At 59.5% G+C, this 18767-nt stretch carries 14 protein-coding genes; 5 read left to right on the top strand and 9 right to left on the bottom strand.

The genetic code is table 11. The features are described from left to right. The first annotated feature begins 51 nt into the window (after positions 1–51). Positions 52–816 (top strand): orotidine-5'-phosphate decarboxylase, encoded by a 765-nt coding sequence (gene pyrF / locus AC5S27_RS09035; protein WP_493934236.1) that lies wholly within the window; start codon positions 52–54, stop codon positions 814–816. A gap of 40 nt (positions 817–856) precedes the next feature. Here pyrF and AC5S27_RS09030 read toward each other — a convergent pair whose 3' ends face one another. Further along, positions 857–2350 (bottom strand): sugar transferase, encoded by a 1494-nt coding sequence (locus AC5S27_RS09030; RefSeq protein WP_493934235.1) that lies wholly within the window; start codon positions 2348–2350, stop codon positions 857–859. 463 nt (positions 2351–2813) lie between these two features. Here AC5S27_RS09030 and AC5S27_RS09025 point away from each other — a divergent pair, with 463 nt between their 5' ends. Next, the gene (locus tag AC5S27_RS09025; protein WP_493934234.1) at positions 2814–3287 is read left to right on the top strand and encodes a hypothetical protein; all 474 of its coding nucleotides are present in this window, start codon (positions 2814–2816) and stop codon (positions 3285–3287) included. Between the two features lie 6 nt (positions 3288–3293). Here AC5S27_RS09025 and priA read toward each other — a convergent pair whose 3' ends face one another. Next, a complete protein-coding gene (gene priA, locus AC5S27_RS09020; protein WP_493934233.1) occupies positions 3294–5774 on the bottom strand; it encodes a replication restart helicase PriA in 2481 nt (826 codons plus the stop codon). A gap of 107 nt (positions 5775–5881) precedes the next feature. On the opposite strand from priA, the gene AC5S27_RS09015 reads away from it, so the two are divergent. The 3 genes from AC5S27_RS09015 to AC5S27_RS09005 all read left to right on the top strand — a co-directional run bounded on the left by AC5S27_RS09015 (position 5882) and on the right by AC5S27_RS09005 (position 10382). Continuing rightward, complete coding sequence (locus AC5S27_RS09015; protein WP_493934232.1) at positions 5882–6673, top strand: ROK family protein; 792 nt, start codon at positions 5882–5884, stop codon at positions 6671–6673. A gap of 88 nt (positions 6674–6761) precedes the next feature. Further along, positions 6762–8534, top strand: a complete 1773-nt coding sequence (locus tag AC5S27_RS09010; protein ID WP_493934231.1) for a serine hydrolase domain-containing protein — start codon at positions 6762–6764, stop codon at positions 8532–8534. A 177-nt stretch (positions 8535–8711) separates the two neighbouring features. After that, positions 8712–10382, top strand: coding sequence for a serine hydrolase domain-containing protein (locus tag AC5S27_RS09005; protein ID WP_493934230.1), 1671 nt, complete (start codon positions 8712–8714; stop codon positions 10380–10382). Positions 10383–10502: 120 nt separating this feature from the next. Here the strand turns inward: AC5S27_RS09005 and AC5S27_RS09000 are convergent, their stop codons facing one another. From AC5S27_RS09000 to AC5S27_RS08970, 7 genes are all read right to left on the bottom strand, one after another. Next, on the bottom strand, positions 10503–11405 hold the full coding sequence (locus AC5S27_RS09000; protein WP_493934229.1) for a uracil-DNA glycosylase: 903 nt from the start codon (positions 11403–11405) through the stop codon (positions 10503–10505). A gap of 9 nt (positions 11406–11414) precedes the next feature. Continuing rightward, positions 11415–12722 carry a bifunctional phosphopantothenoylcysteine decarboxylase/phosphopantothenate--cysteine ligase CoaBC gene (gene coaBC, locus AC5S27_RS08995; protein WP_493934228.1) on the bottom strand — a complete coding sequence of 436 codons (1308 nt, stop codon included), beginning with the start codon at positions 12720–12722 and terminating at the stop codon, positions 11415–11417. Between the two features lie 70 nt (positions 12723–12792). Beyond that, positions 12793–14568 carry a peptide-N4-asparagine amidase gene (locus AC5S27_RS08990; RefSeq protein ID WP_493934227.1) on the bottom strand — a complete coding sequence of 592 codons (1776 nt, stop codon included), beginning with the start codon at positions 14566–14568 and terminating at the stop codon, positions 12793–12795. A 206-nt stretch (positions 14569–14774) separates the two neighbouring features. After that, positions 14775–15023, bottom strand: coding sequence for a DNA-directed RNA polymerase subunit omega (rpoZ, locus tag AC5S27_RS08985; RefSeq protein ID WP_493934226.1), 249 nt, complete (start codon positions 15021–15023; stop codon positions 14775–14777). Beyond that, positions 14995–15759: a guanylate kinase gene (gmk, locus tag AC5S27_RS08980; protein ID WP_493934225.1), complete on the bottom strand. Its 765-nt coding sequence runs from the start codon at positions 15757–15759 to the stop codon at positions 14995–14997. The genes rpoZ and gmk overlap by 29 nt, the downstream gene beginning before the upstream one ends. Before the next feature lie 56 nt (positions 15760–15815). Continuing rightward, positions 15816–16781 (bottom strand): YicC/YloC family endoribonuclease, encoded by a 966-nt coding sequence (locus AC5S27_RS08975; protein ID WP_493934224.1) that lies wholly within the window; start codon positions 16779–16781, stop codon positions 15816–15818. Between the two features lie 8 nt (positions 16782–16789). Beyond that, positions 16790–18664, bottom strand: coding sequence for an ABC transporter ATP-binding protein (locus AC5S27_RS08970; RefSeq protein ID WP_493934223.1), 1875 nt, complete (start codon positions 18662–18664; stop codon positions 16790–16792). Between the last annotated feature and the right edge of the window lie 103 nt (positions 18665–18767).

Below are 18767 nucleotides of genomic sequence, written 5' to 3'. Positions count from 1 at the left end.
CTGAACTTACGCTCGACTTGAACTAGAGTCGACGAGAGGATTCACGCCCCGATGACGACGCCTGATCCGAACCCAACCGCGCTCTCACCCTTTGAAATTGCCAAGCAGCACTTGATTGTGGCGCTGGATGTACCGACAGCGCATGCCGCTCTGGAGCTAGCGGGTCGACTCGAGGACCAGTGCAAGTGGTTCAAGGTGGGGTTGGAGCTGTATATCGCGGCGGGTCCGGCGATTGTCGAGATGCTGGTGAAGCGCGGCCATTCTGTCTTTCTTGACCTGAAATTACACGACATTCCAAACACAGTTGCCGCGGCGGTGCGGTCAGCCGGTGCGCTTGGGGCCGGGTTGCTGACGATTCATGCGTCGGGAGGACCGGCAATGCTGACCGCTGCCAGGGAAGCTGCGGCCTCTTTGGCGAACCCGCCGGAACTGCTTGCGGTGACGCTGCTGACCAGCATGGACCAGGCGCAGCTTTCTGCGGCTGGGGTGGAGCGTTCCCCGGCGGATCAGGTGGAGTTGCTGGCGAAGCTGGGATTAGCTTCAGGGATTCGCGGGTTTGTCTGCTCGCCGCAAGAGGTAGCCGCGCTGCGTGCGCTGACCGGGGCGGAGGGCGTGCTGGTGACGCCGGGCATTCGGCCATCAGGCGCGGATAAGGGCGATCAAGCCCGGATTGCTACGCCGACACAGGCAATCGATCATGGGGCAAGTTATCTTGTGGTTGGGCGGCCAATTACGCAGGCGGCGGACCCGGCGCTGGCTGCTGAGGCAATTTTATTCGAGATTGCCGAGGCGCTGGATGTAGCTTCAACACAATAAGTTGAGTTCGTTTCTTGCTTAACTCAACTTACTGGTTGAATTACATTGCGCCTTTGCCCCAGAGTACCGCGGGGACTGTGCCGATAAGTATCTTGATATCTAGCATGAGAGACCAGTTATCAATGTACTCCAGATCCTGACGAATCCAATTGGCGAAGTCGGTATTGTTACGGCCGCTCATCTGCCAGATGCAGGTAATGCCAGGCAGTACGCTGAAGCGGCGGAGTTGCGCTGAGTCTTCGATCTTGAGTACGTCGCGGACTGCGAGCGGGCGCGGGCCTACGAGCGACATATCGCCCATGAGCACGTTCCAGAGCTGAGGTAGCTCGTCAATCGAGGTCTTGCGCAGGAAGGCGCCTACCTTCGTGATGCGGGGGTCTTCCTTGATCTTGAAGACAGGGCCACCGAGCTCATTCTGATGCTCGAGTTGAGACTGAAGAACCTCTGCGTTAACGACCATGGTGCGCATCTTGAAAATGCGGAAGCGGCGGCGATGAAGGCCGTAGCGATCCTGCGAGAAAAAGACCGGGCCGTGGCTGGTGAGCTTGATCGCGATGCCTGCTGCGATGATGATGGGCAGAGTAAAGAGAAGCAGCCCGCCGGCGCCGATGATGTCGAAGGCGCGCTTGGCGTAGCGCGTGGAATCGTCGCGAACCATGCTGAGAATCGAGTAGTTCGAGCCGGTCTTGCGGCCTAGCTTGGCAATCGTCGTCTGGAAGAGATGGGATGAGTGGCGCACTTCCACGCCAAACTGTTCGCAGACCGCGATGACCTGCTGAATGGGTTCGTACATGGACTTGACTGGCAGCGAGCAGTAGACGACCGAGACTGGGTTCTCCTTGAGAAGTGTGTCCAGCAGATCCAGGCCACCGAGGTAGCGTTCGCGCATGGCGCCGTTGCCGACGAAGGCATCATCGAGGACGCCTACTACGTTGTAGACGGGGGAGTCGACCATCTCTTCAAAAGCTGCCTGACCGCCGCGCCCAGAGCCGATGATGAGGACTTCGCGCTTGGGAATGATGGTGTCGATGGAGACCCATCCGATAAAGCAGGCGACGGCGAGGATGACGAGATTGAAGAGCGAAGTTACGAGGAAGAAGGCAGAGTCAACCCGGAGCGCCTGTTCCCAATCGAGCTTAGCGAGCAGGCCCGGATAGATGACTAAAGCGCACAGTAATGCCGCGAGAAAGCTGGAGGCCATTTCCTTGTGCAGTAGTTCCTGGCTTGCGCCTCGGCCCCGACCGGTGACTGCGCGAGATACAAGAGTGACTGCGCCTAACATGCCGAGTTCGAGAAGACTTACTCTTGGGACATACCACCAGGCTGAACCGAGAAACATCAGGCCGGGATGCATTAGAAACCAATAGCCGCCGAGTACGATGGCCGGAGCGAGATCGCGAACCAAGCGGTAAATGCTGGTGTGCAGGGTGCCGATCTCCTGCAGATGCTGCTCGAGTTTTGTCCAGTCCAACTTATGCTTTTCAGCTTTGGCTGCAATCGTTCGGGGAGTTGCGTCGACTGTCCAGTTACCCATAGCCTCACTCACTTCCCTGGTATGCCCAGGGGATTCTCGTAGCGAACCATTACGAACCCGCATCCGACCAACCTATCGTGCTTCGTGTTTGCTCTTGAAGACAGGGATTTCCCGTTCGTTCCAGGAATATCCAATGAGGATCAGGAAGTCGATTGCGTTTTCGATTCCATTTACTCATCGGCTAAGGATAGGAAATATGAGACCCAACTAACATCCCCCGAAAGCCGTATCCGCCTGCAACCTTGCACTCAGGTCACTTCCCTCTTGAAGAGTCTGTACTGTTTTCAGACAGACGAATGTACACCCCAAAATACTTTTGTGGGAACAATTTCTGAAATGTGACGGGCCTTGAAGTGCCCACTGCGTGCCGTACCGAGCCCGCGCGCGATATCCGTGTCCAAAATGGGGCTGCAAATGGTTGCCTGAAGGACGAGGATGATGAGAAGGATTCGGAGGGTGTGCGATGGCAGCGACAGCGGTGGGACTTTTCGTGAGTTCTAGTGTCGCAGAGGCGGTGGTGGACGCTCTGCGCGCCCACGGCATGCCATCGCGGGGGATACGAACCATTGGGCAGGTGGCCAATTTCCCGATGCCGACGGCGTCGAGCACTCCAGGAAATGATCCCGCTGCAGGCCTAGCCAGGGATTTGCGGTCGATGGGCGCGACGGATCATGAAATCGAGGCGTACCTAGACGGGGTCCGGCGAGGAAATGTGCTGGTGCTCTCAACCGGAACACTGCAGCAGGCGGATGCTGCCTCGGCAATCATGAACCAGTTCACTGCACTTGAGGTCGAAGAGTACACGAACGCGTCTGGTGCAATTCGACCTGAGGGTAATGATGGGATTCACGCGGGGCTTTCGGATGGACACGCCGGCAATTTGAAGGCAGACCGAATGCAGGCGCGGGGTGACGGCGCGAAGCTGTTTTCCTGGTAAGTTCCGTTACATCAGACGCAAAGCGTCGACATCGACTACGAGGTTTCGACGGGGAATTCCCTGCTCTTCAGCGTGGACGAGCGCGCCGCGCAGGGCTGCGTTCAGGGACTGGCGCGACGCTGCTTTCAGGATCAGGTGGAAGCGGTAGACCTCTTTGATGCGGGCGATGGGGGCAGTACACGGGCCGAGGACGCGAACGCCTTCGGGGGCGGCTTTCTCGAACCATTTGCCTAGAATCGCGGACCAGCGAGCGGCTTCTTCCGTTTTCTTTGACGTGACGAGCAAGTTGGCTAGGACGCCGAAGGGTGGGTAGTGCATCCAGCGGCGGTACTTGAGTTCGCGCTCGACGAAGGTGCTGTAGTCGTGCGTCCGGGCGGCGAGGATGGCGTAGTGGTCAGGATGGTAGGTTTGGACGACGACGCGGCCTTTGAGTTCGCCCCGGCCGGCGCGGCCAGAGACCTGGGTCATGAGCTGGAAGACGCGCTCGGCGGCGCGGAAATCCGGCATCGACAGGGCGTGGTCGCAGCCTACGACGCCGACGAGCGTTACGCCGTGAACATCGTGGCCTTTGGCGATCATCTGAGTGCCGACGAGGAGGTTGATTTCGCCAGAATGGAGGCGGGCAAGCAGGCGCTCCATGTCATGGCGACCTCGGACGGTGTCGCGGTCCATGCGGCCGATGCGGGCGGTGGGGAAGATTTGCTGGAGCCGCTCTTCGCCCTGTTGCGAGCCGGCACCAAGGTAATAGAGGTGTTCGCTGTCGCACTTGGGACAGTGTTTCGGAACGGTGCGCCGGTAGCCGCAGTAGTGGCATTCGAGGCGCTGGCCTGCGGTGGCCATACCTTCTTCTGAGTCAACTGGTTTGTGGTGCGTCAGGGAGATGGCGCAGTTCACGCATTCCAGCTTTTCTCCACAGCTGCGGCACATGGCTACGAAAGAGTAACCGCGGCGGTTGAGGAGGATCATGGCCTGTTCGCCGCGGTCGAGGGCTGCCTGGGTTTCGGTGATGAGGAGGCGAGAGAAGATTTCTTCCTTGCCGGTCTGCTGGAACTCGGTGCGCATGTCGACCAATTCGACGATGGGGAGCGGGCGGTTGTTGACGCGCTCGGCCATGGTGATGCGCTGGTACTTCCCTGCTGCTGAGTTTTGCCAGCTTTCGAGCGAGGGAGTGGCGGAGCCGAGGACTACGGGGGCGTCGGCTAGCTTGGCGCGCATGACGGCGACATCGCGGGCGTTGTAGCGCGGGGTTTCTTCCTGCTTGTAGCTCTGATCGTGCTCTTCGTCGACGAGGATGAGGCCGAGATTGGGCACGGGAGCGAAGATGGCGGAGCGGGTGCCGACGACGATGGGCGCTTCTCCGCGGCGGATACGGTGCCACTGCTCGGAGCGCTCCTGCGGGGTGAGGGCGGAGTGCAGGAGTGCGACGCGGGTGCCGAAGGTGGCGTCGAGCTGCGCCGCGGCTGCGGGGGTGAGGCCAATCTCCGGCACGAGGAGGATGGCGCCCTGACCGCGGTCGAGGATGCGCTGCATGGCAGCGAGATAGACGGCGGTTTTGCCGGAGCCGGTTACGCCGTGGAGCAGGAAAGGCTGGAAGCCGGTGGCGGTGGTGATCGAGGCGAGGGCTTCCATCTGCGGCTCGTTGAGGGCGTGCTGCGGGTTGACGTGGCCGATGCTGCTGAGGCGGAAGCTGGCGGGGCGCTCGTCGATGCGGACGAGGCCGTGGCGGACGAGGGTTTGCAGGCTGCTGTTGGACGTACCTTTTTCGCGCAGGGCGACGAGCGGGAGTTCTCCGTTACAGGCGGCGAGTTCGGCGAGGATGGTCTGCTGCTGCGGGTTGAGCCTGGGCAGGCGGGCCTCGGGGATGAGGACGGCGAATTTCTCGATGCGGCGGGCGTCTCGCTCTTCGGTTTCGTTGACGCGGGCGATCCACTTCTTGCGAGTCATCGAGACGAGCTGTGCGACACTGGCGCCGGTGGCGGTGCGCAGCGGGCCTAGCTTTACTGGCTCGCCGTCGGCGAGGCGGTTGAGGACTTTTTGCTCGGTTTCCTGTTCGTCTGCTGAGAGTTTGCTGCGCTTATTGGGGGATGATTCGCCGTCATACGCGATGGCCAGGGCGTCGCGGCCTGCGTCGGTGATTTTGTAATACACGGTGCGGCGGACTTCCGCGGTGAGGGGGAGCATCCCGCGCAGGACTTCGCCAACGGGGGCGAGGTAATACTGGGCCATCCAGGAGGCAAGCGAAAGGAGTTGGGGTGAGAGGAGCGGCTCGGGGTCGAGGAGGGTTTCGATGGGCTTGGCTTCGAAATCGGTGGGAGGATTCGAGTGCAGCTCCATGACGACGCCGACGAGCTTTTCGTTGCGGAAGGGGACGATGACGCGCGCGCCGATCTGCGGCTCTTCTGCGGAGTCAAACATGCCGGAACCCACTGCGTAGGTGAAGGTGCGATCAAGTGGGATGGGCAGTGCGACTTCGCAGTAAGTGGGCATGACGGCCAGCTTCCAGTTTAGGGCAAGAGGCTTTGTTGAGCGGTCCCGGCTGATTGACCCGATCGTGGTTTCACAAAGGCGGCCTCTGCCTCTACAATTCAGTGCTGATGATGACTCCTTCAACCCAAAAGCCCAAGCCCTCGCGTAAGACAGCCGCTTCATCCACAGTTTCCACTACCGCCTCGAAGGCACCGGAGCGTATTACGCTGTCGGTGGATATCGGCGGGACAGGCATCAAGATGATGGTGTTGAACGGGGAGGGCCATCCGCTTACGGACCGAATGCGGGCGCTGACACCGGAAAATCCGACTCCGGATCGGGTGCTGAAGGTACTAGATGACCTGCGCGCGCAATTGCCGGATTTCGATCGGGTGTCTGTTGGCTTTCCCGGTGTGGTGAAGCATGGTGTGACGCTGGAGGCGCATAACCTTTCGCCGAAGTGGAGGGAGTATCCGCTGCAGGAGGCGATCACGCATCTCTGGAAGAAGCCTACGATTGTGGCGAATGACGCTTCGGTGCAGGGCTATGGGGCGATCTTCGGCAAGGGCGTTGAGCTTTGTCTTACGCTGGGGACCGGGTTGGGCTCTTCGCTCTTCACGAATGGGCATCTTTGCCCCGGGCTGGAGCTGGCGCATCATCCCTGGCGCAAGGGGAAGACGTACGAGGACTTCGTGGGGCTGCGCGGGTTTGAGAAGTACGGGAAAAAGAAATGGAACAAGCTGGTGCAGGAGGCGATTGCGCAGACTTCGCAGCTCTTCAACTGGGACTATCTACACCTGGGCGGTGGCAACGCGAAGCACATCAAGTTTGCGTTGGCGAAGAATGTGCGCATTGTGTCGAACGAAGAGGGGCTGCTTGGCGGCGTGGCGCTCTGGCGGAACGAACCGCAGCCCGAATAAAGAACTGAAATGTTTGTTGCATCCCCCTGGAGTGCTCGTGCGATGCTGGTGGCACGCATTGCCATGATTTTTTGTGCCGGGGGATTGGATGGAACTTTCTGCAATCAATCGTAGGGTCTTCTTGTTGCGTGCCGGGGCGATTGCCGCTGCTTCGCAAGTAATGGCTGTCTCTGGTTCTGCTGCTCTCGCGCGGCCTACGGCGAATGGCGGTGGGGTATTGGGCGCTGAGGCAGATTCGGTCGCGGGTGCCTTAGACGCCTTTGTGCCGAAGTATATTCAGGCTATGAATGCGCCCGGGCTGACGCTCGGATATACAGACAAGCATGGCGTCGGCAAGAGCAGTTGCTACGGGTTTTCGAATCTGGATAAGCATGAGGCCGTTGCGCCGGAGATGCTCTTCCAGATCGGGTCGATCTCGAAGTCGTTTCTTGCCGTGATCATGCTGCAGTTGCGAGAAGAGGGCAAGCTGGACTTTGACCGGCCGGTGCTGGAGTACATGCCCTGGCTGCCCATCGAGACTCCGTTCGGCACCGTCACTCTGCATCATATGTTGACGCATACGACCGGGCTGCCGGGGGATGGTGAGGTCTTCCCTTCGAACCCGACACGGCGTGCGCGGCAGAGCTGGAAGCCGGGGGAGCGATTCCACTACAGCAACTTCTGCTTTGACTCGATGGGCAAGCTGGTGAGCCTGCTGGAGAACCGGCCGTTTGGCGAGTGTTTACAGGCTCGCATTCTCGATCCTCTGGGGATGACGGCGACTTCGCCGCGGCTGAATGAGCTGATTCGTGCGCGTACCGCGGAGAGCTATACGCCGGAGTTGCGGGACCGGCCATTTCCGCGGCATGGGAAGCTGGCTTCCGCGCCGAAGATTGATTCGGATTCTTCGGCTGGTTCGATTGCTTCGACGCCAGACGATATGCGGAAGTACATGCAGATGTTGCTCAATCGTGGGCAGGGGCCGCACAAGCGAATTTTGAAGGACGAGAGCTTTGCGCTGATGTCGCATCCGCATGTCAAGGCGGAGGAGTTTGGGCCTACGGCTTCCTATGGGTACGGTATCGCTGTCGATACGCTTGATGGGCACACGATCCTGCGGCATACGGGCGGCATGGTTTCGTTCATGTCGGCGATGCATCTGGACATTGACGGTGGGTACGGGGCGTTTGCTTCGATCAACGCAATGCTTGGCTATCGGCCGAACCCGGTGGCGCAATTTGCAATTCAGTGTTTACGTGCGCAGGCGGAGTCGAAGCCGCTGCCAGCTGAACCGGCGCTCGATGATCCTTCGGTGGTGAAAGATCCTAGGCAGTACGAGGGTACTTACCATTCCGCGGATGGAAAGAGCTGCAAGGTGACTGCGGCGGATCACTCTATTTCGCTGAAGCTTGATGATCGAGACATTCCGCTGGAAGCTGCGGGTGGCGATCACTTTCTTGCTGCTCTGCCTGAGTATTCGCAGTTTGCATTTGTCTTTCACCGCGAGGATGCAAAGGCTGGTGAGACTGCGCCTAAGGATGGTGCCCCTGTTCCCATAGCCGAGTTGACGCATGGGGGACGGTGGTTTGCGCGCGCGGGTAAGCCTGCGGCAGTTGCGACCCCGGATCGATATGCAGCGTATGTCGGCATGTACAGCAGTGACAGTCCGTGGCTGGGCAACTTTCGCGTGGTGGCGCGCAAGGGGCAGCTTTGGATTGAGGGCGAGGTACCGTTGATCGAGATGGGCGAAGGGGTCTTTCGATTGGGTGACGAGCCTGACAGCCCGGAGACGATGGAGTTTTACCATATTGCCGGCGGATATGCTCACCTGGTGAAGATGGGTGGATCGGACTTCTGGCGGACCACGATCGAAACGATGTGATCGAAACGATGTGATCGAGACGATGTGATCGAAAGGATGTAAACAATTGATCGCGGAACCCGTTGTACTTGATAAGAACTTATGCCTTAAGACTGAACGATTCAGATAGAGTGCATGTGGGGTATCGTCATGAAGATAGCTCGGCTTGCTTTGAATGTATCCATTGGATGTTTCGGCTTGGCCAGAGTTGCCGCGGCACAGACGCCAGCTTCGTCGCTTTCACCGGAGATGGCCGCGAAGGTTGACCAGGTCTTCGCCAAGTGGAACCGCACAGATTCGCCAGGCTGTGCGCTCGGTGTCTATCAGGACGGCAAGATTATCTACAAGCATGGCTACGGCATGGCGAACCTGAATGACGATGTTGCCATTACGCCTGAGACGGTCTTTCATGTCGCGTCGATGTCGAAGCAGTTCACGGCGGCCTCGATCCTGTTGCTGGCACAGCAGGGCAAGCTCTTGATTGATGACGACGTACACAAGTACATCCCCGAGCTGCCCGACTTTGGCGAGAAGATCACGCTGCGCCAGATGATGCACCACACCAGCGGACTTCGCGATCAGTGGGCGTTGCTGGAACTGGCGGGTTGGCGCTATTCGCAGGATCTGATCACGGACGACGATGTGATGTCCGTGGTCACGCGGCAGAAGGAGTTGAACTTCAAGCCGGGTGAGAAATTCCTGTACAGCAATACTGGTTTCACTCTTTTGGCGATTGTGGTGAAGCGGGTGAGTGGGATGTCTTTCCGTGAGTTCACAACGAAGAATATCTTCGAGCCGCTGGGTATGACGCATACGCATTTTCGCGACGATCATGAAGAGGTGATCAAGCACGATGCGCTGGGCTATGGGCAGGACGGCGAGCATAAGCCGTGGCGCATGAACCTCACCAACTTCGACACGACCGGCGCTACGAGCCTGCATACGACGGTTGAAGATATGCAGCTTTGGGATGAGAATTTCTATCATCCGCGGGTAGGTGGAGCGGCGTTGATTGAGCAGATGCTGCATCAGGACAAGCTCAACAACGGCGAGTTACATGAGTACGCCATGGGGCTGGTGGTCGGCAAATACAAGGGCCTTCCCACGGTGGATCATAGCGGTGGCGATGCCGGGTATCGCTCGGACATGACACGCTTTCCAGAGCAGCATTTTTCGGCGACCGTGCTCTGCAATTCGGCGGATACAAATCCGCCGAAGCTGGTGCGCGAGGTGGCGGATGTCGTGCTGGCTAAGGACTTCAAGGCTGAGCCCGCGCGTGCGGCCAAGACTCCGGAGAATGCACCTGTAACACCGCCGACAGTTGCAGAGATGCATGCGATGGCGGGGACCTACTGGAGCAAGCCGGAGGACGACTTCAATATTTTTCAGGTGAAGGATGGCAAGCTGCAAATCGATACGGGGCTGAATGATTTCCATGAACTGAAGGCATTTGCGCCGGGCCATTTTCATGTTGCCGATGTGCCCTGGGGCAACGACATCGATTTTCACTTCATCGCGGCTGAAGGGGGCAAGGCGAAGGGCCTGGAGCAGAGTTTTGGTGATGGCAAGCCCGAGGTCTTCGAGCCGGTTGCGTCGTTTGAACCTAACGCGGCGCAGTTAACCGAGTTTGCAGGGGCTTACGTGAGCGAAGAGATCGATCCGGTCTATCGCGTGACTCTCAAGGATGGAAAGCTGTTCATGAATCGACTCAAGCATGAGCCGGATAGCCTCCGGCCGGTGATGCTGGATACATTTTCGGGTGACTTTGGCACAGTGCATTTCACTCGCGACACCAAGCACAAGGTAAATGGGTTTGTTCTGAACGCGGGACGCATTCAAAACTTCAAATTCATGCGGAAGGACAACTGATGTTTCGCATTGGCAGACCGAATACGCCGGGTCAGTGGATTGGCCACCTGGTCTTGGCGATAGTGGCGCTCTTTCTGATCTGGTGGCTGTTGCTGGTCTACGTTCACTGACCAGTGCTTGCTACTTTTTGGCCGGGAGTTCCAGGCCCAGTTCGCGCATGGCAATCTGCAGGTCGGCCCAGGCGTGCTTCTTCTGGTTGGGATCGCGCAGCAGGTAGGCAGGGTGGTAGGTCACGATGAGCTTGGTGCCGCGCAGTGGATGCACGGCGCCGCGCCATCCTGAGAGTGGGCGCTTCTCGCCGGTGAGGTAGGTGACGGCAGTCTGGCCGAGGGCGACGATGACCTTGGGGCGGACGACGTCGATCTGCTTGAACAGAAACGGCGAGCAGGTGAGGGCTTCGTCCGGCTCAGGGGTGCGGTTGGCAGGAGGGCGGCACTTGACGATGTTGGCTATGTAGACCTGTTCGCGCTTGATGCCCATGGCCTGGATCATGTTGTTGAGGAGCTGGCCGCCCCGGCCTACGAAGGGAATGCCGGAGGCGTCTTCGTCCGCGCCGGGACCCTCCCCGACGAACATGAGCTTGGCATTTGGGTCGCCGTCGCCGAAGACGAGCTTGGTGCGTCCTGCTGCGAGTGCGCAGCGGGTGCAGTCGCCGATCTCTTCGCGAATCAGCTTGAGCGCGGCGAAGTGCTGCTCGGGCGGGAGTGGTGGAGCTTGCGGCGGCGGGGCGGGAAAGGGCTTGCGGGTTGCGATTTCGGACTCCTGTGGCTGAAGATCGATATTGGGGAAAAAGCCGGGGGCTGCAGGTGGTTTCGGCACGGCATGATTCGCAGACATGTGTGGAGTTTGCGGAGCTGCCTGGGTTGTTGGGCGGGGCTGTGCCTGGACAGGCTCTGCCTGCTGGAGCGTCCACTCTGCGGGGTCGACTTCGCGCTGATACAGTTCGCCGATGCCGAGTTCGCGATAGAAGCGAACGCGGGCTCGCAAAGCTTCCTGTGCGGCGGTGTCGAGTGAGTTCGGCAAGCTGATTCCCTACTCGATGATAATCTGGCGGCGCGGTCCAGAGCCGGCTACGAACACTTCCTGCTCCGCCTGGCCTGTGGAATCTTCCTGATCCATGTTGGCCAGTTCTACCAGCAGCGATTGCGGGCGGCGCAGACTTACAACTTCGTCGAGAATGCGGTCGGCCATTTTGCGCTTGGACATTTCTGGCATGTCGATGGCGGTGGTGGCAGTGAGGAAAGTTGCGCCATTCTGGTCGGAGTCAAAGCCGATGCCTGCACGAGAGACATCATTGACGACGATCGCGTCTACGCCTTTGCGGAGGAGCTTGGCGCGGCCGTTTTCGAGGGGATTTTCCGTCTCCGCTGCGAAGCCGACGATGAGCTGGCCGGGTTTGCGCTGGCGGACGACTTCGGCGAGGATGTCTTCGGTCGGAAGAAACTCGACGGTCAGGGGGCCGGTGCGCTTGAGCTTTTGGCCGGCGACGATGCTGGGGCGGTAGTCGGCGACTGCGGCTGATTTGATGACTAGGGTGGCCTCCGGCATGCGGCTCAGGACGGCGTCGCGCATTTCGTCAGCGGTGGTGACCTTGACCAGTTCGCAGTGGGCTGGCGGGTAAAGCGCGGATGGGGCGGAGACGAGGATGACCTTGGCACCGCGGCTCTGGGCTGCTTCGGCGAGTGCATAGCCCATCTTGCCGCTGGAACGGTTGCCGAGGAAGCGGACGGGGTCGAGGGCTTCGCGGGTGCCTCCTGCGGTAATCAGGACTGTCTCACCGGCGAGGTCGTGACTACGACCGAGGGCGTTGAGGACGGCTGTGGCGATGTATTCGGGATCGGCCATGCGACCGGGTCCGACCATGCCGCAGGCGAGATGTCCGGAGTCGGGCTCGACGACGCGAACGCCACGCTGACGGAGGATTTCAAGATTGGCCTGGGTGGCAGGGTGGTCCCACATGTTTACGTTCATTGCGGGAGCGAGAACGACAGGCGCCAGGGTGGCCAGATACATGGTGGTGAGGAAGTCATCGGCTATGCCGTGGGCTAATTTTGCGATGGTATTGGCCGTGGCTGGGGCTATAACAAGCGCGTCAGCCCATTGGGCTTCAGCTATATGCTCGATGCTTGCGTCAGCGGATGCGGAATCGTCGCTGGCGGGCCAGAGGCTTGTGATGACTTTGTGGCCGGTGAGGGCGGCGAAGGTGAGCGGCTGGATAAATTGCTGGGCCGAGTCTGTCATCGTAACGCGGACTTCCAGAGCGTGGCGCTGCAGAGCGCGCACCAGTTCAGCGGCCTTGTATGCCGCGATTCCGCCAGAGACACCAACCATGACCTTCATAGAAGGATTGTAACGCGTAAACGAAATGCCCGGTCCTAAGAGGGTAAGAACCGGGCGTGGTTGCAAAGAGTTACTGCTTAGGCGCCGCGGATGGAGCGGTGCATCCGGCGCCATCGGTATAACCGGTGATACTCAGGTTCTTGGATGTAACGGAACGGCTGAAGCAATAGCCTGTGGAGTCATTGGTGAGGTAGTTCTGTGAACTGTTGCCGGCGTGACCGGTGAAGTTGAAGTTCGAGTCGTAGAAGAGGGTGTCAGTGGACTTCACTTCATTGCTGACATTCTGCACATAGGCATTGGGCGAGCTGATGGTCGTGCTGCTCCACTTCGCGGGAGGCGTGAAGGACTTGGCGGTGACGATGTACTTCTGGTCGGAGGTGTTGGCGACGGCAACTGAGCCGTCGTTCTTCACGACCTGGTCATAGACAAAGGTGAAGGGGTAGGAAAACAGCTGCTCGCTTACGACGGTCGTGCCATCGCCTGTGGTGGTGGTTGAGACGTTGCCTGAGGTTGACTGGGTCAGGGCTTGCTTATACTCAGACTGGTTGATGATGAAGCTCTGAGAGTTGGAGAAGTTGATCGTGTTATCGACCCTGGTATAGACGAAGCCGTGCGACGTGTGGACGGCGCCGTAGATCGAGTATTGCCTTCTCGAAGCCACGGTTACAGATCCGCCTACATTGCCGCTGTCGTCAGTACTGATCTTGTTCGTAATCACAGGAGTTGGCTCTGCGGCCAAGGTGTTCGACAGCACCAGGCCGGTAACTTGCGTTGCTCCTTTGTCGGTGTAGGCGAGTAGGGTGCCGGTGGCGGCGAAGTAGCTGTCCGCGTTGTAGACGCTAAGTGCGATGGTGTGCGGCTTGCCGTTGGATAGGGTGCCCGCGAACGGGGTCAGGTCGACGCGGTATGGCTTGAAATTGAGTGTCTGGACGCCAGGTATCGGCTCCCACAGGTATGGGTCGATGCCACCAGTGAAAACCCACGGATAGACGGGAGCTACTCCAGCGGGTGTGCCGTCGATGCTGATTTCTGTCTCGCGATAACCGGTACCTCCGCAGCTTTGCAACTCGGTGGCCAGGTCGTCCGGAACGCAGAGGTACCAGAATTCGTCGTTGGACTGGCTCTGGGCGATGACGTCAAGGTAGGCTCTCTCGACATTTTTCGGCAGATTGACTACCTGAGTCAGTTGACTGCCGGTGTCGTTCAGGGTGGCTGCACCGCCGTTGCCGGGTAAGCCGATGACGACATCGGGAGTCTTGGCTGACGGATAGGCATCCGAAGCCGGGAAGAAGACGAGAGTCGCCGTAGAGTAGATGATGCCATCGTAGGTGACACCGTCGTATACGCCGACAAAGTTGCCGAGGATTGCGGTGCCGTCCTGCGGTGTGGTGAACAGGGCGCTCAGGTCGGTTACGTCGCGCTCAACGTGCCAGTTCGGGCTAAGAGCGGACCGAGGTTCGGAGGTTGTGCCGAAGTAGATGTTTGCTCCGCCGAGGAAGAACTGCGCGGTGCGGTCATATTGCCGGCCCGCGGTGACGACGAAGTCAGCCTTGAAGACAACCTTTGACCATGGGCCGGGGCAGTTCTTGGGTGGTGTAAAGGTGAAGTTCTTGGTGTTAAAGTCGGCAAATTCCAGATTGCTGAAGAGGGTGACGCCGCACGGCGGAGTCTTAGGGCGAGGTACCGGGGGATCGGCGGTGTAGGTATTGCTGCGCCCGATGATGGGGTAGGGGGAAACGATGGGTACCTGGCCGTAGGCGATGGTTGCGAGGCCCAAACTCGCAAGGATGAGCGCGAAGCTGGCGAAGGCGGAACTGAGTCTGCCTGAGCGGGACAAGGTGTTCATGATTCGATTCCTCTGATTACCGACGGTGGGATTTTGGATGAACGTGCAGAGTTGTGCCAGAAAAGCACACGAGTGAGTGTGCGCACAAGCGCACACTCGTCGAGGCGACTGATCAACGGCGCAGGGATGTAAAGGAGCGGGCCGTCGGGCTTAACCGGCCTTTGTGCTTACAACGTTCTTGAAGCGGATGGGGAGTCCGCTTGCATTTAGACAGCGAGAATCGGAATGCCGGGGTCTTCGAGAGTGGGCTTTTCGGGTGGGGGACCGGTGTGGACGTAGGCGATCTTACCGGCGCGGATTTCTTCTACCGCGAGCCGGCAGGCCTTGTTGGAGAGACTGTGGATGAGCGGGCTGGCTCCGCTCTGGATCTGACGGGCGCGACGAGCGGCGACCATGACTTTGCGGTAGTTGGAGTCGAACTTGGTTTCAATCGGTAGGTTCGTTGTCGGTTCCATGATGATCTGCGTCCTCCAATAAACTGTACTGCTGTGGATGAGGCCCCGGAAGTATTCCAAATGCTTCAAGAACAGGTTGCAGTCTTTCACGGGAGTTCACTTCTCGACAGCCTTCTGCGATCTCGAAGTCTCGTCTTGTACGCTGGTCGATCGGCTTGCCTTCCTGCCGCATCCGCTCCACCACCACAACTGCTTCCAGTTGTGCGACGGCTCGTTCCAGTACGTCATTGACCAGAATATAACGATACTGGCTGTAATTCTCAATTTCCTTGCGGGCTTCGTTCAAACGGCGCTGGAGAACTGCCTCGTCTACGTAGCCTTCGGCGCGGCTGCGGTTGCGCAGGCGGGTGCGTAAGACCTTTGGAGTCGGGGGCATAACGAAGATGCTGACCGCTTCCGGGATACTCTTGCGGACCTGCTGCGCGCCTTGGACATCGATGTCGAGGAGCAGGTCGCGGCCGGCGGCGGTGGCTTCGTCGAGCGAGCGGCGAGCGGTGCCGTAGTAGTTGCCGAAGACTTCGGCGTATTCCAGGAATTCGCCGGCGGCGATCATGCGTTCGAACTCTTCGCGCGTGGTGAAGTGATATTCGCGGCCGGTTTGTTCGGAGCCGCGCGGCTGGCGCGTCGTCCAAGAAATAGAAAAATCGATGCCGCCGACCTGCGAACGCAGTGCATTCACCAGCGTGCTCTTGCCTGAACCTGACGGCGCCGAAATGATAAAAAGAATGCCTGCCACAATCCCCCGGTGTTTCTTTGTTCTCTTGTTATGGTGCTTGTTTTATTCGAAATGCCTTATTCGAGATTCATGATCTGCTCGCGGGCCTTTTCGATCTCGGCCTTCATGGCGAGTCCCAGTTCGGTGATCTGAGTTCCCTTACCTGCTACGCCTGCAGTCTTGGATAGCAGCGTGTTGGCTTCGCGATTCATCTCCTGCAGGAGAAAATCCAGTTTCTTGCCGGTTTCGCCGCCTGCGGAGAGAACATCGCGGAAGTGCTGGATGTGGGTTTCCATGCGAGCGATCTCTTCGGAGACGTCGCTGCGCTCGACGAGTACCGCTACCTCTTCGAGGATGCGCTGGCGGTTTACACCGAGGACTTCGCCGTTTGCGCCGACGGCGGATTCTAGTCGCTGCGTCAAGCGTTCCTGATAACGCTGTTCGATCTGCGGGCGAAGCTCTGTAACAGAGCGGACGGCTTCGGCGAGGCGGTCGAGCGTGGCGTGAAGGATGGCAGTGAGTGCGCTGCCCTCGCGCTGGCGCATGGTTTTCAGTTCGGCGATGAGTGGGACGACGGTTTCGAGAATGCTCGCGGAAAGCTGTGCGTAATCTTCTTCGCTGGAGCGGGGCTCGGCTTGCAGGACGCCGGGCATGCGCAGGATGACGTTTAGGTCGGGTTGACCCTGGAGTTCGAACTCTTCGGCGGCGGCCTGAAAGGCTTCTACATAGCTGGCGACTACGTCCCGGTTGAAGCCGCCGCGCTGCTGGGTGGTGCGCTCGACTTGCAGCGACAGCTCGATATGGCCGCGGAGAAGGTGTTCCTTCAGGATGCGGCGGAGGTCCATCTCTAGCGCATCGAAGGCAGTGCCGGAGGGCAGGCGCAGGTGCAGGTCGAGGAAGCGGTGGTTGACGCTCTTGAGCGCGAGAATGTAGCTGAGCTGCGGGGTGACTTCGACGGCGGTGCGCGCGAAGCCAGTCATGCTGGAGACCGAGCTCGAGACTTGCGCGGCGGCTGGCGCCGGGTTGCTGGGGGAGATGGTCATGGGGGTGGCTATCGTCCTGCCTCTATCGTAATTGGTGGTTCCGGTACGGTGGTTTCCAGAACCGTTTCGGGGACGTCGGCGAACTGAAGTGAGTAGAGACGCTGGTAGGTGGGTGAGGTGTTGAGCAGCTCGTCATGCGGGCCGATGGCGGTAATGCGGCCGTGTTCGAGAACTACCGTGCGTGTGGCCCTTCGGACTGTAGACAGGCGGTGGGCGATCACGACGACTGTGCGTCCCTGCATGAGGTTGCTGAGCGCGGCCTGGACTAGCGATTCGCTTTCGGCGTCGAGGGCGGACGTGGCTTCGTCGAGGATGAGGATGGGGGCGTTCTTGAGGATCGCGCGGGCGATGGCGATGCGCTGCTTTTCGCCGCCGGAGAGGCGCGTTCCTTTTTCGCCGATGATGGTGTCATAGCCCTGCGGCAGGCGCAAGATGAAGTCGTGGGCGAGGGCGTTTTTGGCGGCCTGCTCGACGAGTTCCTTCGCTGTTTCCGGCTGGCCGTAGGCAATGTTGTTGCGAACGGTGTCATTGAAGAGGATCGTTTCCTGCGTGACCTGGGCTACCTGTTTGCGGAGCGAGTCGAGCGTCAGCGAGCGGACGTCGAGGCCGTCGATGGTGATGCGTCCGCTGCTGACGTCGTAGAAGCGCGGGATGAGGTTGACCAACGTGCTCTTGCCGGCGCCGCTGGGACCGACGAGCGCGAGCATTTCGCCCTGGCGGACTTCTACGTTGATTTCATGGAGAATCTGGTGTTCGCCTTCTTCGGTGGAATAGGCGAATCCAACGTTTTCGAAAGCGATCTTCTTTTCGAACTTCTTCAGGACGTGGGCGCGCGGTTTTTCCTGGATGTCGTCTTCTACGTCGAGGAAATTGAAGATGCTAACCGACGCGCCGAGGGCTTGCTGGAAGCTGTTGTAGAACGAGGCGAATTTGCGGACCGGGTCGTACAGCTTGAAGAGCGCGATGATGAAGACGACGAAGGTGCCGAGGTCCATGCGGCCGGCTTTGATCTCATTGCGGCCGATGGCGAGCAGGAGCGCAACGGCGATGGAGCCGATGACGTCCATGAGCGGCGAGCTGATGGACTGAACGCGAACGCTGCGGAGGTTGGCGCGGAAGAGGCGGCGGGCGGCCTTGCGGAAACGGAGGATTTCCCAGACTTCGGTGGAAAAGGCTTTGACGATGCGGTTGCCGGTGATGGTTTCGTGAAGGATGTTCTGGATTTCGGCGACGCGGTCCTGGCCGGTGCGCGTTCGGACCCTGACTGACCGGCCGATGCGGCGCGCGGAACTGATGACGACTGGCACGAAGAGCAGGAGGGCCCAGCTCATTCGTCCGCCGAGCGCGATGACGGCGGCCATGGTGAAGATGAAGGTGAAGATTTGCTGAAGGAATTCGCCGAGGACGGCACTGACGGCGGTCTGGACGCGCTCCACGTCGTTGATGAGCGTGGAGAGGATGGTGCCGGTGGCATGCTTGTGGAAGAAGCTTGCCGAACTCTTCATGATGGTTTCGTATAGGTCGTTGCGCAGGTCGGTGATCATGCCGTAGCCGGCGTAATTGACCATGTACGTGCCGACGTAGTCGCAGATGCCTTTGAGCAGCGTGGAGGCGATTAGAGCGAAAGCTACGACGCCGAGGACGTTGTGGAAGTGCGATGGGACGATGCGCAGCAGGTCGAACTGGTAGGGCGGCGGGAGTTTGGGGAAGAGCGGAATGCTTTCGGTATGGGCCGAGGGATTCAGAACGGCGCTCAGAACCGGGCCGAGGATCAGGAGTCGCAGCGCCTCTAAAAGGCCAACGGCGGCGAGCAGGACCACTCCGAGCAGCGACTGGAGCCAGTACGGGGCTGCGTAGGCTGCCAGACGGAAGAATCGCTTCATGCCGCGCCGCCTGTTTCGCCGCGGTTAGGCGGGAGCGGTGCTGGCTGGGGCGGTGGGGTGTGCTGCATCTTGTAATTGTAGCTGGCGGGCGTTTGAATTTAGA

The organism is Acidicapsa borealis (assembly GCF_059115245.1).
This window is presented reverse-complemented; position numbering and strand designations above follow the sequence as displayed.